We start from the raw sequence: 12,398 nt of genomic DNA, 5'->3' as shown, positions 1-12,398 counted from the left end.
ATGGCCAGGTTTGAACGGGCTGCACTGCTGAAGCGATTTCGCGAGATGGCAAAGCGCGGCGAGCCCATCGTCGGCGGCGGCGCCGGTACGGGTCTCTCCGCCAAGTGCGAAGAGGCCGGCGGCGTCGATCTCATCGTCATCTACAATTCCGGCCGCTATCGGATGGCCGGGCGCGGCTCGCTCGCCGGCCTCATGGCTTACGGCGATGCCAACGCCATCGTGTTGGAAATGGCGAGCGAAGTGCTGCCCGTGGTCAGCAAGACGCCGGTGCTCGCCGGTGTCAACGGCACCGATCCGTTCCGCGACATGGATGCGTTCCTCGACCAGCTCAAGACACTCGGCTTTGCAGGCGTGCAAAACTTTCCGACTGTCGGGCTGATCGACGGGGTCTTCCGCGCCAATCTGGAGGAGACCGGCATGTCCTACGCGCTGGAGATCGACATGATCGCCAAGGCGCGCGAGAAGGACATGCTGACGACGCCTTACGTCTTCAGCGAGAAGGAAGCCGCAGCGATGGCGATCGCGGGCGCCGACATCATCGTCTGTCACCTGGGACTCACGACCGGCGGCACGATCGGCGCGCAGACCGCGCCGAAGCTTGCCGATTGCCCGGCGCGTATCGACACCTGGGCCTCCGCCGCGCTCAGCGTCAACCCGGACATTCTGGTGCTCGCCCATGGCGGTCCGATCGCGGACCCCGCAGATGCGGATTTCATCATGAAGCATACCCGCCACTGCCACGGCTTCTACGGAGCCTCCTCGATGGAGCGCCTGCCCGTGGAGCGGGCGCTGACGGACCAGGTTCGCAAATTCAAGGCGATCGGCGCGCGCTAACGCCGACACGTTCGAGGGAGGGAAAGATGTCGGGGATTTTAGTCGGTGAATTGATCCTCTGGCTGATCGTCGCGGTCATCGTGATCGTGGTTGGCGTCTACATCGTGAACTGGCTGTACCATCGCTCGTCCAAGGAGGTCTCGTTCGTCCGGACCGGCTTCCTCGGTGAACGCGTGGTCATAAATGGCGGTGCATTCGTGCTGCCTTTCATCCACGACTACACGCCGGTCAACATGAACGTGCTGCCGATGGGCATCCTGCGTTCCAGGCAGGACGCCGTGATCACCCGTGACCGCATGCGCGTCGACATCGAGGCCGACTTCTACGTCCGCGTGCAGCCGACCCGGGAAGCCGTCTCGATCGCGGCCGCCACGCTCGGCCGCCGCACCATGGAGCCGGAGCAGCTCCACGCGCTGCTGGCCGGCAAGTTCATCTCCGCGATCCGCTCGGTTGCTTCCGAGATGACCATGGAGGAGATGCACGAGCGGCGCGGCGACTACGTCGCGCGCGTCAAGACCAATGCCGCGGAAGCCCTCGCCCAGAACGGTCTCGAACTCGAGTCGGTTGCGATCACCGATCTCGACCAGACTGACCTCGAATTCTTCAACCCCTCGAACCGCTTCGACGCCGAGGGCCTGACGCGGCTGATGGAGGACATCGAGGCCAAGCGCAAGCTGCGCAACGACATCGAGCAGGACTCGATGATCAAGATCCGCTCCCGCAATTTGGAAGCCGAGCGGCAGGCGCTCGAGATCGAGCGCGAGAGTGAAACGGCCCGCCTCGAGCAGGAGCGCGACATCGAGATGCGCCGCGCGCTTCAGCGCACCGAGGTCGCCCGCGAGCGCGCGCTGCGTGAGACCGAGGCCGAGCAGGCCCAGATCTCAGCACGCGAAGCCATAGAGAAGGCCCGCATCGCCAACGATCAGGCCATCGCCGAGGCCCGCATCGCCTCCGAGCGCGAGACCCGTCAGAAGGAGATCGAGCGGACCCGGACCATCGAAGAGAAGGAGCTGCTCGCCCGCGAGGAGGTCGAGAGGACACGGATCGCCAACCAGCGCTCGATCGATACGACGCGCATCGCTTCCGAACGTGAGGTGCGCCAACGCGAGATCGAACGGATGCGTACCGTCGAGGAAGCCGAGATCGCCGCGCGTGAGGCGATCGAGAAAGCCCGCATCCAGCAGGATCGTGTGGTGACCGACGCCCGCATTGCCAACGAGGAAGAGACAAGGCGCCGCGAGATCGAGCGTACCCGCGCCGTCGATGAGGCCGAGATCACGGCACGTGAGGCCACTGAAAAGGCCCGTATCGCCCAGACTATGATTGTGAATGTCGAGCGCATTTCCTCCGACGAGCGCACCCGTGCGCTGGAGATCCAGCAGGTGCGCACCATCCAGGAGGCTGAGATCGAGGCGCAGCGCGCGGTCGAAGCCGCTCGCATCGCCCGCGAACGGACGCTGGCCGCCGAGCGCATTGCGGCCGAGCAGAACACGAGGCAGTTGGAGATCGATCGTAACCAGACCTTGGATATCGCCGGCGTCACCGCGCGCGAGGCGACGGAAGCGGCCCGCATCGCCCAGGAGGAGCGCGTCCGGTCTCTCGAGATCGCCCGCAACCGCACTGTCGAGGAAGCCGACATCGCCTCCCGCGAGGCGATCGAGGCCGCACGCATCGCGCAGGAAAAAGCGGTTGCCGCCGAGCGCATCCAGGCCGAGCGCGAGACTCGCGCGCTCGAAATCGAGCGGACCGGCATATTGGAGGCGGCCGAACTGAAGCGGCGCGATGCCATAGAGCGCCAGCGCATCGGCGTCGACCTCGCGCTCGAAGCCGAGCGGATCACCTCCTCGAAGAAGCGCGAGGTGCTCAACATCGAGCAGAAGAAGGCGATCGAGATTGCGGATGAGGATCGCGTCATTGCGCTGTCCACCAAGAAGTCCGAGCGCATCGACGCCGACCGCCAGGTCAGGCAGGCCGAGATCGTCGCGCGCAAGGAGGTCGAGACCACGGATGTCTCGCGCGAGCAGGCGCTGGAAGCCACCCGTATCGAGCGCCGCCGCGCGATCGAGCAGCTCGAGGTCGCTCGCGTCCAATCCCTGCAGGAAGCCGAGATCGCTTCCCGCGAGGAAGTCGAGCGTGCCCGTATCGCGTCCGACCGCGGCCTGGATGAGGCGCGCATCGGCCGCGAGCGCGAGCTGCGGAAGCTCGAAGTGAACCGCGAGAAGGAAGTCGAGACGGTCCTGATGGAGAAGGCGATCGCCATCCATCAGAAGTCTCTGGAAGAGTCGGCCGCGCGCGCCGCCGCCGAGGAGGCCCGCATGCGGGCGACCGAAGCGGCGGAACGCGTCGTCACGGCCCGAGAGAGCGAGATCGCCAAGCGGCGCAAGACCGTCGAGGTGCTGCTCGCCGAGAAGCAGGCCGAGGAGACTCGCATTGCCGCCGAGGCCGAGCGTGTCCGCGCGGCCGTCGAAGCCGAGGCACAGCGGATGCTGAACGAGGCCGAGAACGTGCTGACGGATCAGGCCCGCTACTCGCTGTTCCGTCGCAAACTGCTCGATCGGATCGAAGGCATCGTGCGCGAGAGCGTCAAGCCGATGGAGAAGATCGAGGGCATCCGCATCCTCCAGGTCGACGGCCTCAATGGCAACGGCCATGGTGGCGGCAATGGCGGTCGCAGCGCCACCGACGAGGTGATCGACTCGGCGCTGCGCTACCGCGTCCAGGCGCCTCTCATCGACTCCATTCTGTCCGACATCGGCGTCGAAGGCGGCAGCCTCGCAAAGATGCCGGGCCTGATCCGCGAAGCCCGCGACATGCAGGGCATCAAGGATTCCGCCCGCAAGAGTGGCGGAGGCGGCGGCGACAAACCGGCCACCTCCTCTGCACCTTCCGCCGAAACTGGCCCGCCGGCCGAGCGCGGCCCGCGGAAGAAGAGCTGAGGTCTAGACCATGGCCCGCGTCTACGTCTCAACCGTCGTCAATGCACGCAACGATCGCGTCTGGGCGCGGGTGCGCGACTTCAATGGCATGCCGAACTGGCACCCGGCAATCGCCGAGAGCCGCATCGAGGGCGGTGAACCCTCCGATAAGATCGGCTGCGTCCGGGATTTTCGCCTTCGCAACGGCGACCGCATCCGCGAAAAGCTGCTCGGCCTCTCCGACTACGACATGTTCTGCACTTATTCGATCCTGGAATCCCCAATGGGCGTAGAGAACTATGTCGCGACGCTGCGGCTCACGCCGGTCACCGACGGCGACCAGACCTTTATGGAGTGGACCGCCGAATTCGACTGCGCGCCGGAGCGGGAGACAGAGCTCGTCAACAACATTGGCGGCGGCGTGTTCCAGGGCGGTTTCGATGCGCTCAAGCGCGTGTTCGGAGGCTGAGCACCGTGCCGCACATCGTCAAGAGCACGATCCTGGACGCGCCGACAGGCGCCGCATGGGCCGTGCTGCGCGATTTCAACGGCCATGACCGATGGCATCCAGCGGTCGCGACCTCCACGATCGAGCGCGCGCATCCCTCCGACAAGATCGGCTGCATCAGACGGTTCAAGCTGAAGGACGGCTCGGAGCTGCGCGAGCAATTGCTGGCGCTCTCCGATCTCGAACAGACTTTTAGTTACTGCCTCCTCGATACCCCCATTCCCATGTTCAACTACGTGGCCCATGTCCGTCTGCTGCCGGTCACCGACGGCGACCGTACCTTCTGGCATTGGGAATCCCGCTTCACCACGAAGCCCGACGACGCGGCCCGCATTACGCACATGGTCGCGGAAGACATTTACCAGGCCGGCTTCGAGGCCATACGCCGGCATTTAAAGGAGGCCGCGTAATCATGTCTGTGACGGTGAAGACCTATGCGAGCACCAGCGAAGCAGCCGCGGCCCTCTCGTCGGACCGCAGCGCGCGCTATCTTGGCGGCGGCACGCTCGTGATGCGCGCATTGAATGAGGGAGACGTCTCGATCTCCACCGTCGTTCGCGCCAAGGACCAGGCGCTGGCGCGGATCGACGCATCTGGCCCGCGCATCACGATCGGCGCCGGCGTGACCTTTGGGAGGATTCTGGCGGAGCGCGACCTTGCCTTCCTGCACGCTCCCGCCCGCTCGATCGGCGGGCCTGCGGTGCGCAACATGGGGACGGTCGGCGGCAATCTATTCGCGCCCAATCCCTATGGCGATTTCACGGTCGCCCTGCTCGCGCTCGATGCCACCGTCGCCGTGCAAGGTGGTTTTGGCGCGCGCGACATCCCGATCGAGGAATTCCTGCAATCGCGCGAGCGGCAGGCTGGCACGCTGGTGCTGTCGGTTTCCTGCACGCGGCCCGCGAGCGCGGAGGCCTTCCGCTATCGCAAGATCGCCCGCATCAAGCCCAAGGGTGGCTCGGTCATTACGCTCGCGGCGCATTTGCCGGTCAGCGGTGGCCGCGTTGCCGGCGCGCGGATCGCGCTGGGATCGATGGCACCGACGCAGATCCGCGCGCGCGCCGCCGAGCGCGCGATGGAGGGGCGCTCGCTCGACGCTGCCACCATCGCAGCCGCGGCCTCCGCCGCAAGCGAAGGGACATCACCATCCGACAATGCGCTCGGCAGCGCCTGGTATCGCCGCGAGATCGTCGGCGTGCATCTGCGACGTCTTCTCTCGGGTGAGGAATAGACCGCATGTCCAAGACTCCCCTGCAATTTCGTCACAACGGCCGCGAGGTCGCCATTTTCGTCGATGGCGGCACCAATCTGCTGGTCGCGCTGCGCGAACTGATCGGCGACATGACGCCGAAATTCGGCTGTGGCCAGGGCGGCTGCGGCACGTGCAGCGTGCTTGTGGACGGCGAGCTTCATCTCTCCTGCCTGACGCTTGCGGAGACCGTCGCCGGCCGCTCCGTCGAGACGCTCGACAGCTTGAAGCAGGGCCCGAGCCTGCATCCGCTCCAGCGCGCCTTCGCCGACAATTTCGCGGCCCAATGCGGCTACTGCACGCCGGGCATGCTCATGGCCGCAAAAGCTCTGCTCGACCGCAATCCTCAGCCGAGCCGCGCCGAGATCGTGGAAGCGATCTCCGGAAACATCTGCCGCTGCACCGGCTACGAGCCGATCATCAACGCCATCCTCGCCGCCTCAGGCGGCCGGGCCAGCGCCTGAGGACATTTTGCCATGCTCGAATTGCGCAAAGACATCTTCGCCGACGAGCGCGACGACAATCTCAAGGAGATCGGCAAGGGCACGCAGCGCCAGGACATGCTCGGCCACGTCACAGGCACCTCGACCTATTTCGGCGATCACAAGCTGCAAGGCATGCTGCATCTGAAGGTCGTCCGCTCGGCCCATTCCCATGCGCGGCTGCGCCGTATCGATACAGCCGACGCCGAGCGCTCACCGGGCGTGCGCCGGATCATCCGCGGCGCCGACGTGCCGCGCAATCTCAATACGCTGCTCAGCTTGATCAATTTCGGCAAGGACGACGAGCCGTCGCTTGCGGTCGACAAGGTCCGCTACAAGGGCGAGCCGATCCTCGCCATCGTTGCCGACAGCGAGCGCGAGGCTTTTGAGGCGATCGCCAAGGTGCGCATCGACTACGAGCCGCTGCCAACCGTCTTCGACGTCGAGGACGCGCTGAAGCCAGGCGCGCCCGTCGTCAACGAGACCTATCCCAAGAACACTTTCACCTACCACGATGTCTACGACCACCAGAAGCTGCGCTTCGGCGATGCGGACGCGGCGCTTGCCACCGCCGATCACGTGCTGGAACAGCGCTACCAGATGTCACCGATCGAGCATGCGCCGACCGAGACCAACGGCGCGATCGCGGCGCCCGACACCAACGGCCGCTACGTCGTCTATACCTCGACCCAGGCGCTGTTCTTCTCGGTCGATACCTGCGCCAAGATCTTGGACGTGCCCTCCAACACCTTCCACTTCATCGGCGGCACCGTCGGCGGCGGCTTTGGCGGTAAGGTGGATACGTTGACTGAACCGCTCGCCATCCTCGGCGCCATGCTGACCGGGCGCCCCGTGCGCTACGTGTTCGGGCGTGAGGAGGAGATGCAATACGGTCCGCCGCGCGGCGCCGAGCGCATCTACATCAAGGATGGCGTGATGCGCGACGGCCGCATCGTCGCGCGAAAAATCCGCGCCTATTTCGACAGCGGCGCCTATACGCGGCTGTCGAGCTACGCCGCGGTCAAATGCGCCGCGCATTTGCCGGGGCCCTACACCATCCCCAACGTCTATGGCGACGTCTACTGCGTCTTCACCAACCGCACCCCGGCGACGGCGATGCGCGGCTTCGGCGTCACCGCGATGGACTTTGCCATCGAATGCCAGATGGACAAGCTCGCAAATCTCGTCGGCATGGACCCGATGGAGTTCCGCATCCTCAACGCCTATCGCGACGGCGACATGAAGGCGCATCGACGCGAGGCGAAGAATACCGCGCTGATCGAATGCGTCCAGGTCGCGGCCGAAAAGGCCAAATGGCCGATCCGCGAGGAGTTCAGGCGAGCCTCCTCGCGCAGGGACGGTGGCGGCAGTCGCGCTGTCATTCCGCCGACGCCGGCGGATTCTCGCGCGCGGCCAGCCGCCCCGGCGCAGCAGCGCACGAGCTATGACCGGCTGCCGCCTTCTGTCACCCGCGAGCCACTGCGTGAGCCGCCGCCGCCACCATCACCGTCGCCGCCATCACCACGGCCCACAGCGCCCTCGCATGGCGCAACCCGTTTCTCCTCCGTCTTCGGCACCAGGAGGCGCTAGATGACCAGGCATCGCGGACGCGGCATGGCGTCGATCAACTATCCGATCGGCATGAACCTCGGCGGCGATCCAAGCCAGGCGCTGGTTCATTCCAATCCGAGCGGCAAGTTCACGGTGGCGCTGTCTTCGATCGATCTCGGCCAGGGCATGAAGTCGGTCACGCGGCAGATCTGCGCGGAGACGCTCGGGGTGCCCGTCGAGGACGTCTATGTCGACACGGCCGATTCCGACACTGGCCCGCATTGCATGGGCTCGTTCGCCTCGCGCGGCACGCACCGCGTCGGCAATGCCGTGATGGCCGCTGCCCGCGAGGCACGCGGCGTGATGATGGAGGCGGCCGCCGAAGAACTCGAGGTCAACGCGGCTGACCTGGAAACCGACGGGCGCGGCAACATCCACGTCAAGGGCGCGCCGCACCGCTCGATCTCGACGAAGGACGTCGCGATCGCCGCGCAGTTCAAGCAGGGCAAGACCATCTCCGGCCGCGGTATCTTTCTGGTGCCGCTGTCAGACGTCAATCCGGAGACCGGCGAGATGTCGCCGGCGACCTGCTACGCCCATGCCTGCCTCGTCGCCGAGGTCGAGGTCGATGACGAAACCGGCGACGTCGCCATGGTGCGCATGGATTCGGCCTATGAGCTTGGCCGCGCACTCAACCCGCGGCTTGTCGAGCAGCAGCTCGTCGGCGGCGCCTGGATGGGCGTCAGCCACGCGCTCTACGAGACGCCGGAGCCCTATTATCCCGATCCCGTGCATGGACCGCGCGACTTCGTCGAATATCTGATGCCCGGACCAGGCGATATTTGCCCGCACGACATCGCCGTGCTGGAGCGCCCTGCTCCCGACGGACCCTTCGGTGCCAAGGGCCCCGGCGAGATGTGCGCCAATCCGGTGCTGCCGGCCGTCGCCAACGCGATTTTCAACGCCGTCGGTGTGCGTATCGACGATTTGCCGATCACGCCTGAAAAGGTGCTGCGCGCGATCAAGGCCCAGGGCGGCGCGCGGCCGCAGGCGCGGCGCTGAGGTTTGCCATGGCGGTCCGCAGCAACATCGTCGGCATCGATGGCCCGGAGGCGCTGGAGAAGGCGCTGCGCGCGGCCTATTACCTCGCCGACGAAGGGCTCGCGACCGCGGCCTATCTGGGCCTCGCGCTCGGCAAGCCGTTGCTGCTCGAAGGCGCGCCGGGTGTCGGCAAGACCGAGGCGGCGAAAGCGATCGCCGCCGTGCTCGGGCGCCGGCTGATCCGCCTGCAATGTTACGAAGGCATCGACGCGTCCGCCGCGCTCTACGAATGGAACTATCCGCGCCAGATGCTGGCGATCCGCCAGGCTGGCGACGAGAGCATCGACATCTATGGCGAGACGTTCTTGATCGAGCGTCCGATGCTCGCTGCGCTCCGCGCGCCTGATTCCACGGTGCTGCTGATCGACGAGATCGATCGCGCCGATCAGGAGTTCGAGGCCTTCCTGCTGGAATTCCTGTCCGACTTCCAGATCTCCATTCCCGAGCGCGGCACCGTGCGCGCGGCCGAACGGCCCGTCGTGGTGCTGACTTCCAACCGCACGCGCGACCTGCACGAAGCCCTGCGCCGACGCTGCGTCTATCACTGGATCGATTATCCGACCGCCGAGCGCGAGGCGCGCATCGTGATGATGCGGGCCTCCAGCGTCGCCGAGGCAACGGCCCGTGCGGTCGTTACCGCTGTCGGCAAGCTTCGGCGCGAGCCGCTGAGCAAGGCGCCGGGAATCGCCGAGGCCGTGGACTGGGCCGAGGCCGCGACGCTGCTGCACAAGGGCGGTGCGCGCTGGCCGGATGCGTTCAGGCGCTCGATCGGCGTTGCGCTCAAGGATGAGGAGGACCTGCACTTCATCTCGCCGCGGCTCGACGCCCTGCTTGCGGAGGCTTCCGCATGAGCACCGAACCGCAGTTGCCGCGCGCCGTGCGCGTCTTCGTCTCCTTCGTCGCGCTGATGCGCGCCAACGGTTTTGCCGTTGCGCCGGAACAAACGACGTCCTTCCTGGCCGCGATCGAGTTGCTCGGTCCGCGCAGCCTCGACGACATCCGGCAGGCTGCCCTCGCAACGCTGGCACCGCCGCCGGAACGCCGCGCCACCTTCGACCGGCTATTCGATCTGCACTTCCGCGGCAGCGAGGCGATCGAGCGGACCGATGAGGGTGAGGACGACGAGACCGTGCGGCTGCAAGAGGAAGGCCGCGGCGACGAGGAGCCGCTGCTGTCGGATGAAGCCAGCGAGTCCGGGCTGACAGCCACACGCGCCGAGGCTCTGGTCGAGCGGCGGTTCGCGGCCACCTCAAGCAGCGACGCGCTGCGCCGCCTGGCACGCGAGGCTCCGCGCCGCCTGCCCAAGCGACGCGGCCATCGTCGCATGCGTGCGCGCCGCGGGCCCTTCGCCGATTTGCGCCGAACCCTCCGCGATACCGTCCGCAGCGATGGCGAGATTTTACGGCTCGGACACCTGAAGCGACGGCAGCGCCCGCGCAAATTCCTGCTGCTGATCGACGTCTCCGGCTCGATGAAAGCCCGTACCGAGGAGAACATGAAGCTTGCGCACGCGCTGGTGCAGGCCGCGCCAACGATCGAGGTTTTCACCTTCGGCACGCGTCTGACCCGCGTGACCCGCGCATTGCGCATCAAGCGCCGTGAGCAGGCGCTCAATGCCGCCGCACATCTCGTGAGCGACTGGGACGGTGGCACCCGCATCGGCGACGCGCTGCAAGCCTTCCTCGCCGTGCCACGCTTCGGCGGCTATGCGCGCGGGGCAGTGGTGGTCGTGGTCTCCGACGGCCTCGAGCGCGGCGAGCCCGACAGCTTGCGCGACGCCGTCGCAAAACTGTCGCGGCGCGCCTGGCGCGTGAGCTGGCTGACGCCCCTCGCAACAAGCCCCGGCTTTCGCCCGCAGACTGAGGCGCTGGTCGCGATCGAACGCTACGTCGACGATCTCGTCGATGGTGGATCGAGCGCGTCGATCGTCGCACACGTGCTGGCGCCCGGACGAAGGAGAGCGGCGTGACCGGTATCGTCGACGGCCATCACCACATCTGGCGTCAGGCTGACCTGCCCTGGCTGATCGGCCCCATGCAGCCGCGCATCTTCGGCGCGTACGAGCCCATCCGCCGCGACTATCCTATTCATGAATATCTCGAAGATATCAAAGACACTGGCGTCGCCCGCTCTGTCTACGTCCAGACCAACTGGGCCAACGATCGTTTCGAGGACGAGGCCGCCTGGGTGCAGCAGACCGCCGATGAGCACGGCTGGCCGCATGCCATCGTCGCCTATGCCAACTTCGCCGCCGCGGACGTCCGTCCGCAGCTCGACCGTCTGGAGCGCTATCCGCTGATGCGCGGCGTGCGCATGCAACTCCACTGGCACGAGAACCCGCTCTATCGCTTTGCGGCGCGGCCAGATCTCTGCCGCAATCTCATGATCCGCCGCAACATCGCGCGGCTCGCGGATTACGGCTGGAGCTTTGATCTGCAGGTCTTCACGCCGCAGATGCCGGATGCGGCGGATCTCGCCGACGCCTGCCCCGACGTGACCTTTATCCTGCAACATGCGGGCATGCCCGAGGATTTATCGCCCGCGGGCCGCGCCGCCTGGCGCGTCGGCATGGGCCGTCTTGCAGCGTCCCCGAACGTCTACGCCAAGCTTTCAGGGCTCGGCACGTTTATCCACCGCAACGATGCCGCGCATATTGCCACCATCGTTGCCGACACCGTCATGATGTTCGGCGCAGAACGCTGTCTGTTCGGCTCGAACTTCCCGATTGAGAAATTGTGGACCAGCTATCGCGAGCTGGTGGACGCGTTCCGCGCTGCCGCTGCGCCACTGAGCGAAGCGCAGCGCCAGGCCATTTTCAGGACAACCGCGACGAGCGTCTACCGGCTCGGACCGTAGAGGCATCAAGGAAAACGAGACAGGGAGGGGAAAGAATGCCGCTGGAGATCAAGATCCTGGACTATGGCGATATCGAGCTGGAATCGAGCTTTCTGGTTCTGGGCCGCGACTGCGGCCGCACCCGGCGCGTCCTTACCCTCGGCTTCCTGATCCTCGGCGGCCCCTACCCGGTCGTCGTCGACACTGGCTACCGCTCCAACCAGATCATGGAGACGCTGGGCATGCGGGGCTTGCAATACCACGAGAACATGATCGAGAACCAACTCGCGCGCCACGGCGTACGCATGGGCGACGTCCGCTTCGTCTGCCACACTCATCTGCACATCGACCACGCTGGCAAGGACGATCTGTTCCCGATGAACACGACGGTCGTCGTCAACCGCCGCGAGCTCGAATATTCGGTCTCCGGCCTGATGCACCCGCAATATCCCGCCCCCGACATCAAGCACCTGATCGACCGCCTGCACACCAAGAGCGCGCTGCGCTTCCTCGACCTCGAAATCACCGGTCCCATCGAGCTGATGCCCGGCGTCTATTGCGACGCTGCGAACGCGCACACCGAAGGCTCGATGAACATCATCGTCCACACCGTCGACGGCATCGCGACCATCTGCGGCGACGTGATCTACGATTTCAACGACCAGATCGTCACGCCCTTCCACGAGATCCACGACTGGGAGCCGCGCACGACCGGCAACCACGGCACCACCAAGCGCGCCGAGAAGGCCGCCATCAAGAAGCTCCTCAGCAATTCGCGCTATCTGCTGCCGGTGCACGACCGGCCCGCCAAGATCGAAGGCGGCAATGTCGTGGGGCGGTTGCATGACCAGGTGCCCGGACCGATCGTGCAGTCGTTGCCAGAGCGCAACTGGTTCCCTGCCTGACAAGACGAGGATCGAGCG

General features: G+C 66.0%; 12 protein-coding genes. All 12 read left to right on the top strand.

Annotated features, from left to right (window positions below):
• From Q3C01_RS16705 to Q3C01_RS16650, 12 genes are read left to right on the top strand one after another with little or no spacing between them, the layout of a single operon-like run.
• Entirely contained in the window at positions 1–834 is an 834-nt protein-coding gene (locus Q3C01_RS16705; protein WP_458146410.1) for a phosphoenolpyruvate hydrolase family protein, read from the top strand.
• 26 nt (positions 835–860) lie between these two features.
• Positions 861–3,770, top strand: coding sequence for a flotillin family protein (locus Q3C01_RS16700; protein WP_458146409.1), 2,910 nt, complete (start codon positions 861–863; stop codon positions 3,768–3,770).
• 10 nt (positions 3,771–3,780) lie between these two features.
• Positions 3,781–4,218: an SRPBCC family protein gene (locus tag Q3C01_RS16695; protein WP_157331006.1), complete on the top strand. Its 438-nt coding sequence runs from the start codon at positions 3,781–3,783 to the stop codon at positions 4,216–4,218.
• A gap of 5 nt (positions 4,219–4,223) precedes the next feature.
• Positions 4,224–4,667: an SRPBCC family protein gene (locus Q3C01_RS16690; protein WP_458146408.1), complete on the top strand. Its 444-nt coding sequence runs from the start codon at positions 4,224–4,226 to the stop codon at positions 4,665–4,667.
• A gap of 2 nt (positions 4,668–4,669) precedes the next feature.
• Positions 4,670–5,488 (top strand): FAD binding domain-containing protein, encoded by an 819-nt coding sequence (locus tag Q3C01_RS16685; protein WP_458146407.1) that lies wholly within the window; start codon positions 4,670–4,672, stop codon positions 5,486–5,488.
• A gap of 5 nt (positions 5,489–5,493) precedes the next feature.
• A complete protein-coding gene (locus Q3C01_RS16680) occupies positions 5,494–5,970 on the top strand; it encodes a (2Fe-2S)-binding protein (RefSeq protein ID WP_458146406.1) in 477 nt (158 codons plus the stop codon).
• Between the two features lie 12 nt (positions 5,971–5,982).
• A complete protein-coding gene (locus Q3C01_RS16675; protein ID WP_458146405.1) occupies positions 5,983–7,578 on the top strand; it encodes a xanthine dehydrogenase family protein molybdopterin-binding subunit in 1,596 nt (531 codons plus the stop codon).
• Positions 7,579–8,601: a xanthine dehydrogenase family protein molybdopterin-binding subunit gene (locus tag Q3C01_RS16670; protein WP_458146404.1), complete on the top strand. Its 1,023-nt coding sequence runs from the start codon at positions 7,579–7,581 to the stop codon at positions 8,599–8,601.
• Positions 8,602–8,609: 8 nt separating this feature from the next.
• Positions 8,610–9,491 carry an AAA family ATPase gene (locus tag Q3C01_RS16665; protein WP_458146403.1) on the top strand — a complete coding sequence of 294 codons (882 nt, stop codon included), beginning with the start codon at positions 8,610–8,612 and terminating at the stop codon, positions 9,489–9,491.
• On the top strand, positions 9,488–10,609 hold the full coding sequence (locus Q3C01_RS16660) for a vWA domain-containing protein (RefSeq protein WP_458146402.1): 1,122 nt from the start codon (positions 9,488–9,490) through the stop codon (positions 10,607–10,609). The genes Q3C01_RS16665 and Q3C01_RS16660 overlap by 4 nt, the downstream gene beginning before the upstream one ends.
• Positions 10,606–11,496, top strand: coding sequence for an amidohydrolase family protein (locus tag Q3C01_RS16655; protein ID WP_458146401.1), 891 nt, complete (start codon positions 10,606–10,608; stop codon positions 11,494–11,496). The genes Q3C01_RS16660 and Q3C01_RS16655 overlap by 4 nt, the downstream gene beginning before the upstream one ends.
• Positions 11,497–11,531: 35 nt before the next feature.
• A complete protein-coding gene (locus Q3C01_RS16650; RefSeq protein ID WP_458146400.1) occupies positions 11,532–12,380 on the top strand; it encodes an MBL fold metallo-hydrolase in 849 nt (282 codons plus the stop codon).
• Positions 12,381–12,398 lie beyond the last annotated feature (18 nt).

It is taken from the genome of Bradyrhizobium sp. UFLA05-109 (assembly GCF_054185165.1).
This window is presented reverse-complemented; position numbering and strand designations above follow the sequence as displayed.

Bases quoted from the DNA above. Each gene is read 5' to 3' on its own strand.
- Q3C01_RS16705 (WP_458146410.1), top strand. From the start codon at position 1: ATGGCCAGGTTTGAACGGGCTGCACTGCTGAAGCGATTTCGCGAGATG.
- Q3C01_RS16700 (WP_458146409.1), top strand. From the start codon at position 861: ATGTCGGGGATTTTAGTCGGTGAATTGATCCTCTGGCTGATCGTCGCG.
- Q3C01_RS16695 (WP_157331006.1), top strand. From the start codon at position 3,781: ATGGCCCGCGTCTACGTCTCAACCGTCGTCAATGCACGCAACGATCGC.
- Q3C01_RS16685 (WP_458146407.1), top strand. From the start codon at position 4,670: ATGTCTGTGACGGTGAAGACCTATGCGAGCACCAGCGAAGCAGCCGCG.
- Q3C01_RS16680 (WP_458146406.1), top strand. From the start codon at position 5,494: ATGTCCAAGACTCCCCTGCAATTTCGTCACAACGGCCGCGAGGTCGCC.
- Q3C01_RS16675 (WP_458146405.1), top strand. From the start codon at position 5,983: ATGCTCGAATTGCGCAAAGACATCTTCGCCGACGAGCGCGACGACAAT.
- Q3C01_RS16670 (WP_458146404.1), top strand. From the start codon at position 7,579: ATGACCAGGCATCGCGGACGCGGCATGGCGTCGATCAACTATCCGATC.
- Q3C01_RS16665 (WP_458146403.1), top strand. From the start codon at position 8,610: ATGGCGGTCCGCAGCAACATCGTCGGCATCGATGGCCCGGAGGCGCTG.
- Q3C01_RS16660 (WP_458146402.1), top strand. From the start codon at position 9,488: ATGAGCACCGAACCGCAGTTGCCGCGCGCCGTGCGCGTCTTCGTCTCC.
- Q3C01_RS16650 (WP_458146400.1), top strand. From the start codon at position 11,532: ATGCCGCTGGAGATCAAGATCCTGGACTATGGCGATATCGAGCTGGAA.